The sequence below is a fragment of the Methylomonas sp. Kb3 genome (assembly GCF_002834115.1).
Lineage (GTDB): Bacteria > Pseudomonadota > Gammaproteobacteria > Methylococcales > Methylomonadaceae > Methylomonas > Methylomonas defluvii.
Genome location: NZ_PIZT01000015.1, coordinates 83,956 through 101,782 on the forward strand (window position 1 = coordinate 83,956; position 17,827 = coordinate 101,782).

Here is a 17,827-nt window from a genome sequence, read left to right on the forward strand (position 1 = left end):
CATGATTCTCACCCTCAGCATTTTGTTGGCTGTAGCCATCGATTTTTGGCTGGGCGAGCCGCGCAATACTTATCACCCGCTAGTGATGTTCGGCAAATGGGCTAGCGCTGTAGAAATGCGGCTGTTAAACAACGAGCAATCGGCTTTTCGTCAACGAGTCAGCGGCTTTTTGGCGGTGGCGATAGTCTTAATTCCCTGCCTGCTCTGGTTGCGGCTTGTACCGAGTTGGCCACCGCTGCAAACTACAATCGATGTACTGGTTTTGTATTTTTGTATCGCGGCCCGCAGTTTGCAGCAACATGCGCTGGCCGTTCATTCCGCCTTATCGGATAGCGATTTACCGTTAGCGCGGCAAAAGGTGGGTAAAATCGTCAGCCGTCAGACCGAAGCGATGACCGAGGCCGACGTGCGCCGTGCGACTATCGAATCGGTGCTGGAAAACGGTGCCGACGCGGTGTTTGCGCCCTTGTTCTGGTTCGTCGTATTGGGGCCGTTCGGCGCCTTGCTCTACCGCTTCAGCAATACCCTGGATGCCATGTGGGGCTATAAAAGTCAACGCTATTTGTACTTCGGCTGGGCGGCTGCCCGCTTCGACGATTTGTTGAATTGGCTGCCGGCACGCTTGACGGCCTTGAGCTATGCCCTGCTCGGCAACACTGCACAGGCTATCAAGTCCTGGCGGACGCAAGCCCATCTACTGGACAGCCCTAACGCCGGACCGGTGATGACAGCTGGCGGCGGCGCACTGCAGTTGCAGCTGGGCGGGCCGGCTTGTTATCACGGACAACTGAAACAAAAACCCTGGTTCGGCGGCCCACAACTACCGGAAAACGGCGATATTACGCGCGCCTGCAACCTGATGTACCGGACTCTACTGTTGTGGTTGATCGTGATCGCTGCGGGAGATGCCCTTGCTTGAACATGGCGGCCGCTTGCGACAAGCCGCGAGCCAATATGCCATTCCTTTGGCCGACTGGCTGGATTTGTCCACCGGCATCAATCCCAACGGCTGGCCGGTGCCTGCGATTCCAGCCGCATGCTGGCAACGCTTGCCGGAAGACGATGACGAGTTATTAGTGGTGGCACGCGCTTACTATCAGAACGACTCCTTGCTGGCGGTAGCCGGCTCGCAAGCGGCGATTCAAGCGTTACCTTTGTTACGGCCGAAATCACGAGTGGGCTTGCTGCACCCTGCCTATGCCGAGCATGCCGGCAGTTGGCAAAAAGCGGAGCATCAAGTTGTCAGAGTCGAAGCGGAGGCAATAGACGACCGGCTGGACGAGTTGGATGTGCTGATTCTGGTCAATCCCAATAATCCCACTGGCCGGCTATGGAACCGGCAACAGCTATTGAATTGGCATGAAAGTCTTAGCCGGCGTGGCGGCTGGCTACTAGTCGACGAAGCGTTTATCGATAGTTTGCCCGCCGAATACAGTCTGGCACCACTACCTGTGCGGCCGGGTTTGATAATATTACGGTCTGTCGGTAAGTTTTTTGGTTTGGCCGGCATCCGTTGCGGCTTCGTGATTACCCAGTCGGACTTATTAGCGAAACTTGCTGAGCGGCTTGGGCCCTGGGCTATCAGCCATCCAGGCCGTTATGTCGCTGCACTGGCCTTGGCTGATCGAAGCTGGCAATCCGCCGCTGCTGCATCGTTAGCGAAGCAGGGGCAACGACTACAGCAGCTATTGACCGACAGCGGTTGGCCACCCAGCGGTGGATGCGATTTATTTCAATGGGTGAAGTGCGAGCAGGCAGCTAAGCTGCACGATTTATTGGCTGGGCAGGGTATTCTGACCCGCTTGTTTCAGGAGCCGGCCAGTGTGCGTTTCGGCTTACCGAAGGACGAGTCAGCCTGGCAACGCTTGACCCAGGCAATGACTCATCCTGATATCAGGCAATTAAGCGTGTTTGCGCATCCGCAAACCTAATCCGGCGATAACGCTTGCAAATAACCACGCCGCGCCGGGTAGCGGCACAGGGGTAAACACGTGAGTGTCGACAATGTCACTGGCGGTAATGACACCAGCGCCACGAAAATCTTCGCTGTCACCTAATTTTCGGTTAACTTCAAAAACCAAAAACTTCAAATTATCGGCAAATGCTAAGCCAAACAGGCTGGGCAGTTTAGTCGGATCAAGGTCTACCCCGCCCAGTAATAGCTGATCAAAAAAACCTGTCACCGAAAATTCCGCACCGGATACCAAAAGACCACTGTCATCGTATTGGTTGCTAGCCGATTCCATATGAAGGGTCAGGATGTCATAAGTGCCCGGCATTACTTGAGTACTGGTAAACCCCTGACTGTTTATCTGAGCTTCGCTGACGGTGGCGTTGTCGACGATATTTAGCACAGCGTGGTCGTTATCGATCGCCAACGCTTGTCCATTAGCTAATATGGAAAGCGGAGCACTTAGCGAATAGCCCAAACGTAAACTGGCGGATTCGCTGCCTGACGCCGGAAAAACGTCGCTGGAGCTCGGTGACAAAGCATCGACCGTTACTTGTCCTGAAAAATTGCCGGTGCTGAAATTGACGAAATCGCCTGAAAAAGTAAATTCAAGAGCCGCAGTCGCGTTAGCCGAATACAAAAACGTCGCTAATAGGGCAGATAGTATTTTCATGGTTTGTCCTTAAAGTAAATTTAGTGATGCGACTTCTTAGACTTAGCAGCAAAACTAAGCGGAGACGCAGGGGATACCAATATTTTTGTGAGCGAGTTCAATCTCTGGACCGATTATCGCGGCAGCCGGTCGATACCGTCAACCCTTGATTTTCCTGGGCAAACGTTAGCTTGCTGCAAACCCGGTGCCGAAATGGGCCGCTGAGAGTTGGGCTAACTAAAAAAGCTTGTCCAAAATCGACATCACGATTTCCACGGCAATCAGCCAGATAATGATCCACTCCAAGGCTGAGGAATGCTGGTGTTTTTGTTCATCTGCCAGCATTTCCAGCAGCTCGTGTATCGTCTCAAGCTTTTTTGACAATACGTCGGTGCGTTGCTGAATTTCCAGATAATTGGCCGCCATTGAATAAATATGCTGGTATTCGGGATGTTCCCAAAAAAATTCCGGGGTATCCAGCAGATCATAATTGAGGATGATGTCGCTCTTGGTCAGAAACAGCTGGCCGCGGATCATCGCCATGGTTTTGCGATTCAGCTTGATTTTGCCTTCCCGCGCCAGCGATTGCGGTAAATGGCTGGTGGCGCGAATGGTGTCGATGGCGTGGCCTTCGAACGCCGCTAATTTGATCGATTGCGCCATCGCGTGCGAAAGCGCCAACAGCACTTTGAAGTCGGCAGATTGCAATTCGATATGATCGTGCTGAATCCGGTCCTGCTCGCAACCTATTTCATAGCTGAAATTGTCTTCCTGCGGTTCGGCGTCGGGTTTAATCGCGTAATCCAGCAATAAATCCTGCAAGGCGCGGCGGTCGTCGAGATTCAGGTTCCAGCACACCATCACGCCATAGGCAAACACAATCGCGCAGCCGGTTTTGTAATCGACCACCAAAGCGTTTCTAAATAGTTGCGCGCGGGTGGTATCCAGCAGTTTTTCCCGCAATTGCGCGAATTCGAACGATTGCGCCAGGCACACCGTCAAGCAGCGTTTAATGGGTCTGTCGTCTGTCATGTCCGTATTTTCTCAAGTCGGTTTCGGCATTAGTTTGTAACACCGACAGGCAAAACGGTTAAAATAGCCAATTAATTCCTCTACTGAAAGCGTATTGCTGAGTGTCATGCCAACTAACTATAACACCGATGATTTAAGAATTTGTGAAACCAAGGACGTGGTGGCGCCGATTCAGGTTCATGAAGAAATCCCGATGACCGAGCAAGCCGCAGCCACCATTCTGCATGCCAGGGAAGCGATTCACAACATTCTGACCGGTGCCGACGACAGATTGCTGGTGATTATCGGTCCTTGCTCCATCCACGATCCGGCAGCGGCAGTGGAATATGCAGGGCGCTTGAAACTGATCATGGACGAGTTGAAAGACGACCTGGTGATCGTGATGCGGGTTTACTTCGAAAAGCCGCGGACCACGGTAGGTTGGAAAGGCTTGATCAACGACCCGGATTTAAACTCCAGCTTCAACATCAACAAAGGCTTACGGATGGCCCGTCAAGTATTGTTGGATGTGAATAATCTCGGCGTGCCGGCCGCCACCGAGTATCTGGACTTGATCACGCCGCAATACGTCTCCGACTTGATTTCCTGGGGCGCCATCGGTGCCAGAACCACCGAAAGCCAGGTGCATCGCGAGTTGGCATCCGGCTTGTCTTGTCCGGTCGGCTTCAAAAACGCCACTGATGGCGGGATACAAATTGCGATTGACGCGATCAATGCGGCAATGAGTCCGCATCATTTCTTGTCGCTCACCAAAGAAGGTCGCTCGGCGATTTTCTCGACGCGCGGCAACGAAGATGCCCACATCATTCTGCGCGGCGGCAACAGCCGGCCGAACTATGACGAAGTCAGCGTCGATCAAGTCGCCGAAGGTCTGGAGAAAGCCGGGTTACGCCCAAACATCATGATTGATTTCAGTCACGCCAACAGCCTGAAAAAATACCAGCGGCAAATGTTGGTGTCCGAGGATGTGGCCAGCCAAATTCGCGGCGGCGACAACCGCATCATCGGCGCGATGGTGGAGAGCCACTTGGTGGGCGGCCGTCAGGATGTCGAAGAAGGTAAACCGCTGACTTACGGCCAAAGCATCACCGACGCCTGCCTGGGTTGGGACGATAGCGCCGAATTGTTACATCATCTGGCCGGCGCCGTGGAACGCCGCCGTGCCGCCAATACACACAAGGTTTAACGTATGAAAATACAGGTCAATGGCGATCATCGCGAGTATGGCGAAAACGCCACCGTTGCCGACGTAATTGCCGATTTGGGCTTGACCGGCAAACGCATCGCCGTGGAATTGAACAAGGAAATTTTGCCTTTTACCCAGCACGCCAGCCAACGCTTGCAAGCTGACGATAGATTGGAAATCGTACAGGCTATCGGCGGCGGCGAAGACGATTATTTCACGCTGGCCGGCAAACAATACCGCTCGCGTTTGTTGGTCGGTAGCGGCAAGTACAAGGATCTGGAAGAAACCCGCCTGGCCACCGAAGCCAGCGGCGCCGAGATTATCACTGTCGCGATTCGCCGCACCAATATCGGCCAGAATCCCGGTGAACCGAGCTTGCTGGACGTAATTTCGCCTGATAAATATACGATTCTACCCAACACCGCCGGCTGCTACACTGCCGAAGATGCTGTGCGGACTTGCCGGCTGGCCCGGGAGTTATTGGGTGGCCACAAACTGGTCAAATTGGAAGTATTGGCCGACCAACTGACCTTGTTTCCGGATGTAGCCGAAACCTATGTCGCCGCCGAATTGCTGGTCAAGGAAGGCTTCGACGTGATGGTCTACACCAATGACGACCCGATTGCCGCCAAGCGCCTGGAAGAAATCGGCTGCGTGGCGGTGATGCCGCTGGCCGCGCCGATTGGCTCCGGTCTTGGCATCCGTAACCCGTATAACATTCTGACCATCGTCGAAAACGCCAAGGTACCTATCTTGGTCGATGCCGGCGTCGGCACCGCCTCCGATGCAGCCATCGCCATGGAACTAGGCTGCGACGGTGTGTTGATGAACACCGCGATAGCCGCTGCGAAAAATCCTGTATTGATGGCTTCGGCGATGAAAAAAGGCATCGAAGCCGGCCGCGAAGCCTTCCTGGCTGGACGGATGCCGCGTAAACGTTTTGCTTCGGCCTCTTCGCCGATTGATGGGTTGTTTTTGTAATGGGGACTCTGTGGAACTATCAGAGCGGTTGGTAATAAAACTTCTGATTTTAGCGATTACTCTTGGGGTCTATTTTTTATTAAAAACTATAATCCCCAATTTGGAATTCGAGAGTTTGCACAAGAAAGTAATACTGATAGTTGCAGTAACTTCAATTGGATTTTTTATCTTTGTAACTTTTAAATACGGAATGTAGGTTGGGTTAGCCCAATAGGGCGTAACCCAACAAACCGAAGCCACTGCCTAAAGACATACTCTGTAGAATTTGAGTTGATACGCTTAAAATCCTTATCATGACCGCCACCAAACCCAATACTGAAAACGACGTGCTTTGCTATTGCAGCGGCACCACCGAGCAGCAAATCAAAACCCTGCTAGCCGAGGGTATCGTAGATCCCGAAAGAATCTCCCGCATCACCGGCGCGGCATCCGGCTGCGGTGGCTGCGAATTCGAATTTCAGCACCTCATATCCGAGTACGGTCAAAAAACGTAAGACAATGGCCTGCTGTGACGATCCTACCGAACCCAAAAAACTCGACCGCCGGGAGTTGATCCGACTCCAAGAGCAATATGGAGAATTGGTGAGGGATTTGTTTACCGAAGATCCGGAAAAGGTCGTTTTGAAGCTGTTAAACGACGCCAATGCTTATTTGACAGAGTTGGCGGCCTTGCATGCCCATCATCCTTCTGTGCGCTTAAAAGCTATTGAGTTGTTGGCAAAACCTAGCATTCCTGTGTTGCAACAAATTTTAGAAAAAGAGCCGTATTCCCCGTTCGGCATGGCTGCGCAAACCCGGTTGGCACAATTACGATAGATCATTCGCTTACAAGTGCGTTGAATAGCTTGATACTTGTATTATCTCAACTACATTAGTGAAGCACTCAACTTAGACTGGTCAAAATCTTGGTAGCATTCTATCAAGCAGTTCGCGCACGGCTTGTGGTGATACCGGCAAAAGATCAGTCGCTTCTCCCATCTTAAAGTCTTAAGGATTTCATCATGAAATTGTCGACAGTTACAATTGCGGTACTAGCGTCTCTAGTATCTGGAAATTTATATGCAGACCAATATATATGCAAAAATATCAGCGGAACAATACAGCCGTCCACCGCTGACCCGGATTGCAATATTCTAAAATTCAAGGATCGCCAGTTTCCCGATTTAACTTTTTTGGGACCACTACCGCCCGGCGCACCACCGGTGTGTTTTATCGGCACCTTAACCGCCACATTTGGTAAAAACCTGAAGCTGACCGGAACGGCGTTCTCCGGGCTGTTTGCAAATGGGCTTGGTCAATTAACCGGGGCGTCGGCAATTAAGCTGAGTGCCGGGGCAGTTGATCTGGGGCGGGTTTTTACTAAGGATCTGATTTTTAACCCTGAAGGTGCGACGACAGAATTATTAACGGTAGTTGGTGGCAGCAAAACTTTTAAAGACGGTAGGGGACAATTTGAAATTACCGGCAACATTCTTTACGAGAGCGCACCATTTACCGGCCAGTTGTGTATAGAGGACGACTGATTCGGTTTGTACAATTTAGATAAATGCGTTTTTAATCTGTGTTTTTCGGCGACTTATCGTTGACGAAAAACACTCTCTTTTGCTATCGGAATACCGCACTAATTTGATGGTCAAATTGAAATAGTTACAGGAAACCCTTCTCGCTTACATGGGCAGACTGATGTTTAAACTTCAGCTGATATACTCCGCTACCAATATTTAGCTTCACCTGATTAATCTTCGCTATTCCAATGATTGAACCCCAAAAAATCGACCCCGCCCGCATCAAAAGCTTCATCCGTCGCCAAGGCCGCGCGACTGCCGGCCAAAAGCAAGCACTGGAAAGCCATTGGGATAAATATTGCCTGTCGCCGCAAGCCAACTTCGATGCCGAGCAAGCCTTCGGCCGGCAAGCGCCGTTGATTGTCGAGATCGGTTTCGGCAACGGTGACAGCCTGGCGGCGATGGCTGAGGCCAATCCGGATTTGAATTATCTGGGGATTGAAGTGCACCGCCCCGGCGTCGGCCATTTGATGATGTTGCTGGAGCAGCGCGGGATTAACAACGTGCGGATTTACCACCACGATGCCATCGAGATTCTGGAGCAAAAAATTGCCGACCATAGCCTGGCCGGCGTGCATCTGTTTTTCCCCGACCCTTGGCAAAAGCGCCGCCATCACAAGCGTCGCATTGTCCGTCCTAGCTTCGTGGACTTGCTGAACAAGAAATTACTGGCCGGCGGCTATTTTCACGCCGCCACCGATTGGGAGCATTACGCCAAGGACATGCTGGGGATTTTGTCTGCCGGCACCGGCTTGAAAAACAGCAGCCCGAGCAACGATTTCTGCGAGCGGCCGATTTATCGGCCCTTAACCAAGTTCGAAAACCGTGGCCTGGGTTTAGGTCACGGGGTTTGGGATTTGATTTTTCGGAAGATTTGAGCGAATCGAGAGACTACGACACGTTCGCCGAGCGGAGCCGAAACAATTGCCGGCTCCGCTCAACTGGCTGTTTTCACCACATCAAATCGTCCGGAATCTGAAACTCGATATACGGGTCGTCGGCGGCAGAGACATCTTGCGTCGCTTCGTTCAACACCACAATACTACCCGCATCCCGAGCCTGCACTTTGCGGGCGACCTCCGCCGGCACGATCTCATAATGACTGTCTATTTTGGCGATGCCGGCCCGGCCGTTGATCAAGGCCTCCCGCACTTTTTCAGCCACGTATAGGGTTTTGACTTTGTTGTCGTCGGTGAAGTTGTAAGCCAAGCCGTTCGGATCCAGCGCGATACGGTTCATTTCGACGATTTGCTTGATTTGCGCCCCCAGGGCCTTTTGTTCATCGGCCAGCTTGCGCTGCCGATTCAGTTCTCGGTCGCGCTCCACCTGTTGCTGGCGCAATTGCTCCGCACTCAGCTTAACCTCATCGATGGTCTCGACGCCATTATTGCGTTCCAATTTGGTTTGTTTACGCTTCTCGGCTTTGACTTGTTTGAGCTTAGCGTCGTTGCTGAGGCCGGATTTAAGCAGTTGTTCTTGCAGGGATAGGTTTTGCGGTTTTTTCATGGCTAGACAACGGTTTAGCGAGATTAAAATTCAAGGTCAGCATAGTATAAAGCGTTACTGGCCCAGCATCTTGCCGGTAGCGTATTGCCACCAGCTTAGCGGCTTGGTCAGCGGCACCTCGCAGCGGTCGTAACCTTGGTATTCGATGCCGCGGAAGATGTCCTCACGTAGCCATTGATAAGCGGCCGGCGCGCTTTGTTGCAAGCGTTCCGGAATTAAAATGTATTGCGCCACCAACTCGGCCAACTTTTCCTGGGTGGTGCCATCGTAACGGCCTTCGTTGACTTCGCCCAAATACTCGAACGCCTCGAACCATTTCGAAGGCCACAATGCCAGCTTAGCCTCGGCGATGATTTTCATGATGTCTTCGTCGTTGGAAATCTTGTGGTACTTGTAGAAAAAATACAGATCGTCCTGGCCGTTCCAAAAATGAAAGTTGTCGATGGTGTGGGCGATTTCATGCACGACGATAGGCAGCCTAAAATCCACCAGATATTGCACGCCGATGTCGCGATAGGTGCCGCCTTCCTTGCCCTTGTCGAAGGCCTTGACGGTAAACACGATCAGGTTTTGACCGCTGAATACCTGAGCCACGGTCTGCGAGCGAAAGCCTATGCCCGGCACCAGCGTCAACGGATGAGTATGATCCTGCCAGATGCTGTTTTTGTAGTCTTCTTGAAACGCATCGCGAATCAGTTCCTGCATCACCGTGGGTTTATCGGCGATTTCCTGTTCCAAATTATCTACCGGCTTGGCTTTGCTGATGCTTTGTCTTAAAAAGGCCGGGATCTTACGAATCGCTTTTTCGAACAAACGCAGATGATCTAAGTTGAAGCGTCGCACTTCGTAGCGATAGTCGTCGCTGTGTTTGACCACGGTTTTGGTGTCGTAGAACAAGGCCAAGGCCCGCCAGGCGGCTTCGCGGTCGTCCCAATATTTTTCCAGTACGCAGAGTTCGCCGGCGATATTGTTGGCGCAGTCTTCGCGGTAATCGGCCAAGTCGTCGAGATGATCCTGGTTTTTATGATCGGTCAGCACCGCCACCGCTTGTTTGCGCAAACCGGGATGGTTTGTTTCGTAAAAACGGATGATGTCAGCTAGGGCCGCAGTAGGGGTAAAGTGTTGCTGGCTGGTAGCGCAGACCAGTTCAGTGTTCTGCGACAACGTGAAAAAGCGGTTTTGAAACAGCGGTACCGGCTCGGCTGCGTATCCAAAGCCGGCATTTAACAGCAGCCAGCCTAAGCAAGCAGGCCGCAACAAGGTCAAACGGCGCAAGTTTTATTTATCCAGGCCCATGGCGTCCCACACTTTTTGAATGGCGCCTTCATCCTTGTAATTGGCTTGCGGTGCGCCGGCGGGGTAATTCAAGGTATAGATTCGTTCGGCGTCGGCGGCCAACTCGTCCATGCCCAACTGCCGATAACCGTCCTGCATGATTTGCAAGGCAAACGGCACCGCCGGGGTGCGTTGATATTCCTTGATGATGTAATTAGCCCGGTTAACAGCGGCGACATAGGCTTTACGGCGCATGTAAAAGTCGGCGACATGGACTTCGTACATTGCCATATTGTTACGGAGTGCGATCATCCGCAGTTTGGCATCGGCAACATATTGGCTATTGGGATAGCGGCGGATCAATTCCTGGAAATTATCATAAGAATCTTTGGCCGGACCGGGATCGCGTTGCGAAGAGTCCGTGGGCAGAAAGCGGTCTATAAAGCCGATACCGCGGTTGTAATTGATCAGGCCTTTTAGATAATAGGCATAATCGACATTGGGGTTGCGTGGATGGATTTTAATGAAGCGGTCGGCGGCGGCTAAGCCCGCTTCCGGATCGTCGTTTTTATAGTAAGCGTAAGCAACATTTAATTGCGCCTGAGCCGCATAGTCGCCGAACGGATAACGCGATTCCAGCGCTTCGTAAAGAGTCACCGCTTTTTGATAGTTTTTATTGTCCAGCGCTTCCTTGGCTTTTTCATGAAACATCTTGTCGTCCCAGCCGGCGTATTCTTCGTCTTTGCTAGCGGAAGAATCCTTGCTCATAAAGGCATCCAGGGTCTCGCAGCCTTGCAGCGTCCAAGCCAGACAGGCGATAAAAACGGTTTTTACTAAAACTAATCGCATACGTTTATCAACACGTTGTAATATTGCGGGTTTTTTGCAGCTTTTGGCGGCATTCTGGCCGCGAGTATAACTTAAAAACGACTATGACGATATTGACGGCAAGGGTTCCCGAGGAACTGGCGGGTATGCGACTGGACCAGTGTCTGGCCGAAGTGTTTCCGGATTATTCGCGCAGCAAACTGCAAACCTGGATCAAAGCCGGCCGGGTATTGGTGGATGGTGAGGTTATGAAAGGCCGCGAAAAATTGGACGGCGGTGAGGAAATCGAGCTGGATGCCGAAGCTGAGCGCGTGATCGAATATGCGCCTCAGGAAATCCCGCTAGACATTGTTTATGAAGACGATTCTTTACTCATCGTTAACAAACCGGCCGGTTTGGTCGTGCATCCGGCGGTCGGCAACTGGGATGGCACCTTAGTTAATGCCTTGCTCAATCACACCCCCAATCTGGATACCCTGCCCCGCGCCGGCATAGTGCACCGCATCGACAAGGATACCAGCGGTTTATTGATGATCGCCAAAACCTTGCAGGCTCATAACAGCCTGGTCGAGCAACTCCAAGCACGCAGCATCCATCGTGAATATCTGGCGTTGGTAAAGGGCTGGATGACCGCCGGTGGCACCGTCGACGAACCAATCGGCCGGCATCCGGTGGATCGCAAACGCAATGCCGTAGTGCGGCGCGGCGGTAAAGAAGCGATTACCCATTACCGGCTGGAACAACGCTTTAAGCGCCATACGCTGATTCGCGTCAAGCTGGAAACCGGCCGCACGCATCAGATTAGAGTGCATATGTCGCATATTAATTATCCGCTGGTCGGCGATCAAGTCTACGGCGGCCGCTTCCAGATGCCTGCCGACTGCAATCCTGCGTTGGCAGATGCCTTACGCAACTTTAAGCGCCAAGCCCTGCATGCCGCGAAATTGGGTTTGGAGCATCCGGAAACCGGCGAATACTGCGAATGGGAACAACCCATCCCCGAAGACATGCAAAATCTGTTGAAATTATTGGCCGAAAATGAATTGGATCAAGCCTGATTGGCCGCTGCCGGCGCATGTGCATGCCGCCGTCACCTTGCGCACCGGCGGTGTCAGTACCGGCCCTTACGCCAGTTTGAATCCGGCCAGTCACGTTAATGACAACCCGCAGCACGTCAAAACCAACCGCTACATCATCAAGGACATGCTGCAACTGCCGTCCGAACCGGTCTGGCTGCAACAAGTGCACGGGACGCGCGTGGTGAACGCCGACGAAACCGAGAGCTTAGTGGAGGCGGACGCCAGCTTTGCCGATCAATCCGGCACGGTATGCGCGATTCTGACGGCGGATTGCCTGCCAGTGCTGTTCTGTGGAGACGACGGCGAAGTGGTTGCCGCCGCCCACGCCGGCTGGCGCGGTTTGCAGGCCGGCATCATCGCCGAAACCCTGTATGCGATGAGTTGTGAAGATGTGCATGTTTGGCTGGGGCCGGCGATAGGTCCGGATAATTTCGAAGTCGGCGACGAGGTACGCGATGCGTTTATTAAGGACAATCCGATTACGTCCGTAGCGTTTCGTGCCGGCCAGCCTGGCAAATGGCTGGCGGATATTTACCGGCTGGCGCGTATTAAACTGGCGGAACTGGGTGTGGAACACGTTTATGGCGGTGACCTATGCACCGTCGCCGATCCTCAACGTTTTTACTCGTATCGCCGTGACGGCGCGAATACTGGCCGCATGGCCAGTTTGATCTGGAGAGACTAATTTGACTGTATTGCTGTCGATTATCTTGTTTACCGCGCTAGGTGGCGTGCTTAGCGTGCTTGCTGCTGCGGTATTTTTATTGTTGCCGGAACACAAACAAAAGCATGTACTGCCGCACGGCATCAGTTTTGCAATTGGCGCGTTGTTGACCGGCGCATTTTGCGGCTTGATCCCGCACGCTTTCGAAGAAGTACCGGTCGAGGATATGTCAGCACTCTCGGCTACAATTCTGGCGGGCATTCTGTTGTTTTTTGTCTTGGAAAAACTGCTGGTCTGGCGCCATTGTCATTCCCACGCCTGCGAAGCCCACGGCGAAGAATCGCATGAAGACCATCACCACGAACACGGCCATACGCATGCAATCCAAGCGGCCGGCCACCGCCCCGCCGGGATGTTTATCATTCTAGGCGACAGCATCCATAATTTTGTCGATGGCGTGTTAATCGGCGCAGCGTTTTTAACCGACGTGCAACTGGGTATCGTCACCAGCTTGGCGGTGGCCGCGCATGAAATTCCGCAAGAAGTCGGCGACTTCGCGATTTTGCTGCATAGCGGTTACAAGCGCGGAGAGGCCTTGTTTTACAACATTCTTGCCAGCTTGAGCACGGTAGTTGGCGGCGTTTTGGCGTATTTCAGTCTTGGCGACCTACATCACATCTTGCCCTACTTTTTAACCCTAGCGGCTTCCAGTTTTATTTATATCGCGGTTGCCGATTTGATCCCGTCTTTGCATCAGAAGACCGATATTAAAACTTCATTACAACAGATTGGTTTTATTTTGGCTGGGGTGGTGTTGATTTTGGTGATGCAAGGCATAGCGCATCGGTTTGAAGGGAAAATTGACGGGGATAGAGTCGAGCAAACTGGTATCGTTTGATCCAGTCTTTATAAGGTCACAAGTCAACTGTCTCTTCGCCATGCGAACGAAATTTAGGTCGCCGGCGCCGCGACTCAGTAATCATAAGCGTCATCTCGCGAGCGGCGGCTAATTTGATAGATGTTCTCGGTATCAAATACATTCGTGTAAGCGGCGGCTTGCCCTTCATGCTTGATATTGCAACGCCGTTCGCCTTTACGCTTTTCCAGTATGTCTGTCGATACCGGCTGCTGCGTTAAGCGTCTGTCGTTTTTATGCGAACGAATAAAATATTCTCTGACTTCGACGATTTTATTTTTGAAGCGCTTGCCATGCAGTTTTTTGATTGCGAGCTTACCGGCTTTGTCATCGTCAATAAAAATACGGCCATGAAACGACAGCACATTGGTCTTGATATTTTTAAGACAAAAGATGTCGGTTTTTAGAATATTGCCAAGCTTGAAGGGAAGTAACAGGCAAAACCTGAGGGCCGGGGCGACAAAGTCTCCCAACTCGCTTTCTTGCGTAATCGACGGGATATTTTTAATAATCAATATCATAAAGACACTCTGGTAGTACTTAGCTGTATCCCAAGGCTGGTTAATACGGTTTGGGCCAACGCTCACTACCTTCGATACGTAAACCATGAAAATCAAGCTACCGGACTGCCGCTAAGTTGATTGGCTTGGACTCTCTTGCTTACCCTATATAGCGTCAACAAGTTACTTTAGGTGTTGGAAACATAGTCCACGTTGCGGATAAATACAACTAACGCGACCTTTCCCTTTGGAAAGACCACTTACACCGTTTTGCCATGTCTTGCCGACTCTCCCCCCAGGCTGTTTGAAACGCGATGGTTTTGGTCACCGCACCGGAAAGCTTGACTAATCGGCCTCCCTTCTCCTCTGCCGAAGCCATCCTTTGTCCCATCAATTAGAGCAAGAACGAAACTAATGGTTCCAAGCCCGCGTTCCGATCCCTCCGGCGAAATGTTTGATATTTTTCCGCTGGCGATTTGGGATTGTGTATAGGTGAGGCGTGTTTCGGCAACACACTACCATTCAATCAATTCGTCCCGCAAAGCTGCACTGCCGCGAAAAATAAAATAAATTTTTTTGCTGCTTATAATCCTTTGATAGTAGAAGCGACTTGAATAACTAATTGATTTTCCATAGAACGTATTCTGTTATTTGTCTCAGGGCTATACAGGCTTTCCGTTTCAATTTATATACAAATTAGTAGGTATTTAATAAGTCTTGCAAAGCCCATTTTAATGGGTGTAAGGTTCGATACGACGGCATGAAAAAACAAATTTAAGACTACAAAATAGCAACGGCTTGTGTAAAAAAGCAGCGGTATTGTAGTTAATTAGCAACGAATATTTGCCGGGGCTAAATATTATCTTTGTTCTATGTCGCGTTTAAAAATGACAGCGTAACAACTAGCTGCGCGTCTATAAAAATAATGTCCTCACCATGAGATTAGTTATGTCCAAATTTCCAATCGATCTTGGCGCTTATCAGCGCATCAACTTAGATCCAAAAAACCCAACTTTAACCGATGCACAACGTGCCAGCCTGAAAGCCAACATTCAGTTGTGCCGTGATGCTATTGTCTATTTCACAGCCAACGGCGCAGCCCGTGGTGTGGGCGGCCATACCGGCGGTCCATACGATACCGTGCCGGAAGTCATGATCATGGATGCGCTGTTCCACAGCTCCAATGATTTTGTGCCTATCTTCTTTGATGAAGCTGGCCACCGTGTCGCCACCCAGTATCTGATGTCCACTCTGAACGGCGATTTACCGGCAGAACGCTTGATCGAATACCGCGCGGCGCATTCACATTTGCCGGGCCATCCTGAATTGGATTTCACCCCCGGCGTGAAATTCAGCTCCGGTCGTTTGGGCCACATGTGGCCGTATGTCAACGGCGTAGCCATCGCCAATCCGGCTAAAACTGTATTCTGCCTAGGTTCCGACGGTTCTCAGCAGGAAGGTAACGATGCCGAAGCGGCTCGTCTGGCTGTGGCGCAAGGCCTGAACGTCAAACTGATCATCGACGATAACAACGTCACTATCGCCGGCCACCCATCCGAGTATTTGAAAGGCTGCAGTACCGCCAAAACCCTGGCCGGTCAAGGCGTTACCGTACTGGAAGGCGATGGCGAAGATCTGGACGATTTATACAAACGCATCATCACGGCCATTAACACCCCAGGCCCGGTTGCGGTCATCAACCACCGCCCGATGTGCCCTGGCATTGTCGGCTTGGAAGGTTCCACCCACGGTCATGACGTTGTGTCGGTGAAAGTGGCGTTGGAATACCTGGAGTCACATGGCCAACAAGCCGCTGCCGATGCACTGCGCGAAGTCAAGGCGCCGAAGAACGACGCGGTATTTTTGGGTTCCAGCGACAAATGGGATGCCAACCGCAACGTCTTTGGCGATGCCTGCGTGGAAGTGTTGGGTCGTTTGAGCGAAGCAGAACGGGTTGCCAAAGTACGGGTAGTCGATAGCGATTTGGAAGGTTCTTGCGGCCTGTTCAAAATCCATAAAGCTTTTCCGGAAGTGTTTATCTCCTCCGGTATCATGGAGCGTGGTAACTTCTCCGCGGCAGCCGGTTTTGGTATGGAAGCAGGCAAACAAGGGATTTTCGGTACCTTCAGCGCCTTCCTGGAAATGCTGATGTCCGAAATCACCATGGCCCGGTTGAACAAATCCAACGTACTGAGCCACTTCTCGCATTCCGGTATCGACGACATGGCCGACAACACCTGCCATTTCGGTCTGAACAACATGTTCGCCGACAACGGTTTAAGTGACGGCTATGAAACCAAACTGTATTTCCCTGCAGATCCTTTGCAAATGAAGGCGTGCGTTGAAAAAGTCTTCTTCGATCCAGGCTTGCGTTTCATCTTCTCCACCCGTTCCAAAGTGCCAACCATTCTGGACAGTAACGGCAACGAGTTTTTTGGTGGCGACTACAAATTCGTGCCCGGCAAAGACGAAGTCATTCGCGAAGGCACGGCCGGTTATATCGTCAGCTTCGGTGAAGCCTTGTACCGAGCCCTGGATGCAGTCGAACGCCTGAAAAAACAAGGCGTGGATGTAGGCTTGATCAACAAACCGACCTTGAACGTCATCGATGAAGACATGCTGGCCAAAATCGGTAAGTCACCGAAAGTGCTGGTGGTTGAGTCCTTCAACCGTAAAACCGGTTTGGGTAGCCGCATGGGCACATGGTTGTTGGAACGCGGTTACACACCAAAATACAACTATATTGCCACGCATAAAGAAGGTTGCGGCGGCCTGTGGGAGCAATTCCCGCATCAAGGTATTGACCCGGCTGGCATCATGGCCAGCTTTTTAAAGGGTTAAGCCTCCCTCTCGACCTGGGGCGCAGGGAAGCGCCCATATTTTTCGGCTGGGGTTTGGGAGCAACAGCCATTTGTAATCAGCAATTGCCATCAGGCAATTTCGCAGTAAAACACTCAGCTCTCACCGGGACCTAGCCATGCCGACATTCCTTGTTTCCAAACAGCCGGACGCTAGGCATGCAGTGCCTGCCTATCCAATTACGGAGCAATCGCACTCAAGTTAAAGATTTCAATCAGTCCCGACAAACAAAAACCGGATTCAAACCATTTCGACCGATTAATACAGTCCTACGCCAGGTAAACCATGCAAAAACGAATTATCGGTGACAGTCGGCCCAACAAAGCCAGCTCAATGACAGAGCCGTTAAATCTGGAAGCGCTTGCTGACGTTGAAGTGTCATCCGAGGCTAAGGAGCACGCTATCGAAGCCGCGCTACTGCCTGGTTTTAGCGGCGGGTGGCGAGCGGGCATTCCCGGCCCGCAAGTTATCCGCTTACTTTTCAAGCAGGCCCAGCCTGTGCAATGTATTCAACTGGATTTTTTGGAATCGGCTATCGCCAGAACACAGGAATACATCCTGCGTATTTCTGCTGATAGCGGACAGTCGTTTCGCGAAATCGTCCGCCAACAATGGAATTTTAATCCGCAAGGGTGCACGGCGGAATCGGAACAACACGTTGTCGACTTGCCTGCGGTAAGTATTATCGAACTACATATCACTCCGGATATTAACAACTCAAGCGCGTTTGCTTCGCTTGAAACAATGCGTGTATTTTGAGTTTTCACCGGTAATTTTTAGGTTTGAAAAAAGCCTTGGGAAAACTTGATACACCCTATAAAACCTATTCGGCC

At 51.5% G+C, this 17,827-nt stretch carries 19 protein-coding genes; 13 read left to right on the forward strand and 6 right to left on the reverse strand.

The window, feature by feature from the left end:
* Window position 1: 1 nt before the first annotated feature.
* Together cbiB and cobD are read left to right on the forward strand one after the other, a co-directional pair.
* Window positions 2-919, forward strand: coding sequence for an adenosylcobinamide-phosphate synthase CbiB (cbiB, locus tag CWO84_RS11060; RefSeq protein ID WP_033156830.1), 918 nt, complete (start codon window positions 2-4; stop codon window positions 917-919).
* Complete coding sequence (cobD, locus tag CWO84_RS11065; RefSeq protein WP_051670008.1) at window positions 906-1,931, forward strand: threonine-phosphate decarboxylase CobD; 1,026 nt, start codon at window positions 906-908, stop codon at window positions 1,929-1,931. The genes cbiB and cobD overlap by 14 nt, the downstream gene beginning before the upstream one ends.
* On the opposite strand, the gene CWO84_RS11070 is transcribed toward cobD, so the two are convergent.
* Both CWO84_RS11070 and CWO84_RS11075 read right to left on the reverse strand, forming a co-directional pair.
* Window positions 1,902-2,624 (reverse strand): hypothetical protein, encoded by a 723-nt coding sequence (locus CWO84_RS11070; RefSeq protein WP_033156831.1) that lies wholly within the window; start codon window positions 2,622-2,624, stop codon window positions 1,902-1,904. The two genes, cobD and CWO84_RS11070, sit on opposite strands and share 30 nt — an antisense overlap.
* A 216-nt stretch (window positions 2,625-2,840) precedes the next feature.
* The gene (locus tag CWO84_RS11075; RefSeq protein WP_033156832.1) at window positions 2,841-3,635 is read right to left on the reverse strand and encodes an RMD1 family protein; all 795 of its coding nucleotides are present in this window, start codon (window positions 3,633-3,635) and stop codon (window positions 2,841-2,843) included.
* Window positions 3,636-3,741: 106 nt separating this feature from the next.
* Here CWO84_RS11075 and aroG point away from each other — a divergent pair, with 106 nt between their 5' ends.
* The 6 genes from aroG (at window position 3,742) to trmB (ending at window position 8,245) form a co-directional block, all read left to right on the forward strand.
* Window positions 3,742-4,821 carry a 3-deoxy-7-phosphoheptulonate synthase AroG gene (aroG, locus tag CWO84_RS11080; protein ID WP_033156833.1) on the forward strand — a complete coding sequence of 360 codons (1,080 nt, stop codon included), beginning with the start codon at window positions 3,742-3,744 and terminating at the stop codon, window positions 4,819-4,821.
* Between the two features lie 3 nt (window positions 4,822-4,824).
* Window positions 4,825-5,802, forward strand: a complete 978-nt coding sequence (thiS, locus tag CWO84_RS11085) for a sulfur carrier protein ThiS (protein ID WP_033156834.1) — start codon at window positions 4,825-4,827, stop codon at window positions 5,800-5,802.
* A gap of 293 nt (window positions 5,803-6,095) precedes the next feature.
* Window positions 6,096-6,296 carry a (2Fe-2S)-binding protein gene (locus tag CWO84_RS11090; RefSeq protein ID WP_033156835.1) on the forward strand — a complete coding sequence of 67 codons (201 nt, stop codon included), beginning with the start codon at window positions 6,096-6,098 and terminating at the stop codon, window positions 6,294-6,296.
* A gap of 4 nt (window positions 6,297-6,300) precedes the next feature.
* Window positions 6,301-6,618 (forward strand): hypothetical protein, encoded by a 318-nt coding sequence (locus tag CWO84_RS11095; RefSeq protein ID WP_033156836.1) that lies wholly within the window; start codon window positions 6,301-6,303, stop codon window positions 6,616-6,618.
* A 185-nt stretch (window positions 6,619-6,803) separates the two neighbouring features.
* The gene (locus tag CWO84_RS11100; protein WP_033156837.1) at window positions 6,804-7,325 is read left to right on the forward strand and encodes a hypothetical protein; all 522 of its coding nucleotides are present in this window, start codon (window positions 6,804-6,806) and stop codon (window positions 7,323-7,325) included.
* A gap of 230 nt (window positions 7,326-7,555) precedes the next feature.
* Window positions 7,556-8,245 carry a tRNA (guanosine(46)-N7)-methyltransferase TrmB gene (trmB, locus tag CWO84_RS11105; protein ID WP_033156838.1) on the forward strand — a complete coding sequence of 230 codons (690 nt, stop codon included), beginning with the start codon at window positions 7,556-7,558 and terminating at the stop codon, window positions 8,243-8,245.
* 73 nt (window positions 8,246-8,318) lie between these two features.
* Here trmB and CWO84_RS11110 read toward each other — a convergent pair whose 3' ends face one another.
* Genes CWO84_RS11110 through CWO84_RS11120 form a run of 3 tightly spaced genes read right to left on the reverse strand, consistent with a single transcriptional unit; the run spans window position 8,319 to window position 10,997 of the window.
* Window positions 8,319-8,873 (reverse strand): DUF2058 domain-containing protein, encoded by a 555-nt coding sequence (locus tag CWO84_RS11110; RefSeq protein WP_033156839.1) that lies wholly within the window; start codon window positions 8,871-8,873, stop codon window positions 8,319-8,321.
* 54 nt (window positions 8,874-8,927) lie between these two features.
* On the reverse strand, window positions 8,928-10,148 hold the full coding sequence (locus CWO84_RS11115) for a hypothetical protein (RefSeq protein ID WP_033156840.1): 1,221 nt from the start codon (window positions 10,146-10,148) through the stop codon (window positions 8,928-8,930).
* A gap of 3 nt (window positions 10,149-10,151) precedes the next feature.
* Window positions 10,152-10,997, reverse strand: coding sequence for an outer membrane protein assembly factor BamD (locus CWO84_RS11120; protein ID WP_084153293.1), 846 nt, complete (start codon window positions 10,995-10,997; stop codon window positions 10,152-10,154).
* A gap of 83 nt (window positions 10,998-11,080) precedes the next feature.
* On the opposite strand from CWO84_RS11120, the gene rluD reads away from it, so the two are divergent.
* From rluD to CWO84_RS11135, 3 genes are read left to right on the forward strand one after another with little or no spacing between them, the layout of a single operon-like run.
* Window positions 11,081-12,034, forward strand: coding sequence for a 23S rRNA pseudouridine(1911/1915/1917) synthase RluD (rluD, locus tag CWO84_RS11125; RefSeq protein ID WP_101052691.1), 954 nt, complete (start codon window positions 11,081-11,083; stop codon window positions 12,032-12,034).
* Entirely contained in the window at window positions 12,015-12,740 is a 726-nt protein-coding gene (gene pgeF / locus CWO84_RS11130) for a peptidoglycan editing factor PgeF (RefSeq protein WP_101052693.1), read from the forward strand. The genes rluD and pgeF overlap by 20 nt, the downstream gene beginning before the upstream one ends.
* Before the next feature lies 1 nt (window position 12,741).
* Window positions 12,742-13,617, forward strand: a complete 876-nt coding sequence (locus CWO84_RS11135; RefSeq protein ID WP_101052695.1) for a ZIP family metal transporter — start codon at window positions 12,742-12,744, stop codon at window positions 13,615-13,617.
* 74 nt (window positions 13,618-13,691) lie between these two features.
* Here CWO84_RS11135 and CWO84_RS11140 read toward each other — a convergent pair whose 3' ends face one another.
* Window positions 13,692-14,156: a hypothetical protein gene (locus CWO84_RS11140; RefSeq protein ID WP_101052697.1), complete on the reverse strand. Its 465-nt coding sequence runs from the start codon at window positions 14,154-14,156 to the stop codon at window positions 13,692-13,694.
* A gap of 927 nt (window positions 14,157-15,083) precedes the next feature.
* On the opposite strand from CWO84_RS11140, the gene CWO84_RS11145 reads away from it, so the two are divergent.
* A complete protein-coding gene (locus CWO84_RS11145) occupies window positions 15,084-16,976 on the forward strand; it encodes a transketolase C-terminal domain-containing protein (RefSeq protein WP_101052699.1) in 1,893 nt (630 codons plus the stop codon).
* Between the two features lie 303 nt (window positions 16,977-17,279).
* Complete coding sequence (locus CWO84_RS11150) at window positions 17,280-17,753, forward strand: carbohydrate-binding protein (RefSeq protein ID WP_101052701.1); 474 nt, start codon at window positions 17,280-17,282, stop codon at window positions 17,751-17,753.
* Window positions 17,754-17,827: the final 74 nt, after the last annotated feature.

Coding starts and splice junctions, on each gene's coding strand:
- thiS (WP_033156834.1), top strand. CDS start 4,825: ATGAAAATACAGGTCAATGGCGATCATCGCGAGTATGGCGAAAACGCC.
- trmB (WP_033156838.1), top strand. CDS start 7,556: ATGATTGAACCCCAAAAAATCGACCCCGCCCGCATCAAAAGCTTCATC.
- CWO84_RS11075 (WP_033156832.1), bottom strand. CDS start 3,635: ATGACAGACGACAGACCCATTAAACGCTGCTTGACGGTGTGCCTGGCG.
- CWO84_RS11150 (WP_101052701.1), top strand. CDS start 17,280: ATGCAAAAACGAATTATCGGTGACAGTCGGCCCAACAAAGCCAGCTCA.
- CWO84_RS11100 (WP_033156837.1), top strand. CDS start 6,804: ATGAAATTGTCGACAGTTACAATTGCGGTACTAGCGTCTCTAGTATCT.
- CWO84_RS11120 (WP_084153293.1), bottom strand. CDS start 10,997: ATGCGATTAGTTTTAGTAAAAACCGTTTTTATCGCCTGTCTGGCTTGG.
- CWO84_RS11145 (WP_101052699.1), top strand. CDS start 15,084: ATGTCCAAATTTCCAATCGATCTTGGCGCTTATCAGCGCATCAACTTA.
- cobD (WP_051670008.1), top strand. CDS start 906: ATGCCCTTGCTTGAACATGGCGGCCGCTTGCGACAAGCCGCGAGCCAA.
- CWO84_RS11090 (WP_033156835.1), top strand. CDS start 6,096: ATGACCGCCACCAAACCCAATACTGAAAACGACGTGCTTTGCTATTGC.
- pgeF (WP_101052693.1), top strand. CDS start 12,015: ATGAATTGGATCAAGCCTGATTGGCCGCTGCCGGCGCATGTGCATGCC.
- CWO84_RS11095 (WP_033156836.1), top strand. CDS start 6,301: ATGGCCTGCTGTGACGATCCTACCGAACCCAAAAAACTCGACCGCCGG.
- CWO84_RS11110 (WP_033156839.1), bottom strand. CDS start 8,873: ATGAAAAAACCGCAAAACCTATCCCTGCAAGAACAACTGCTTAAATCC.
- CWO84_RS11070 (WP_033156831.1), bottom strand. CDS start 2,624: ATGAAAATACTATCTGCCCTATTAGCGACGTTTTTGTATTCGGCTAAC.
- rluD (WP_101052691.1), top strand. CDS start 11,081: ATGACGATATTGACGGCAAGGGTTCCCGAGGAACTGGCGGGTATGCGA.
- CWO84_RS11140 (WP_101052697.1), bottom strand. CDS start 14,156: ATGATATTGATTATTAAAAATATCCCGTCGATTACGCAAGAAAGCGAG.
- cbiB (WP_033156830.1), top strand. CDS start 2: ATGATTCTCACCCTCAGCATTTTGTTGGCTGTAGCCATCGATTTTTGG.
- aroG (WP_033156833.1), top strand. CDS start 3,742: ATGCCAACTAACTATAACACCGATGATTTAAGAATTTGTGAAACCAAG.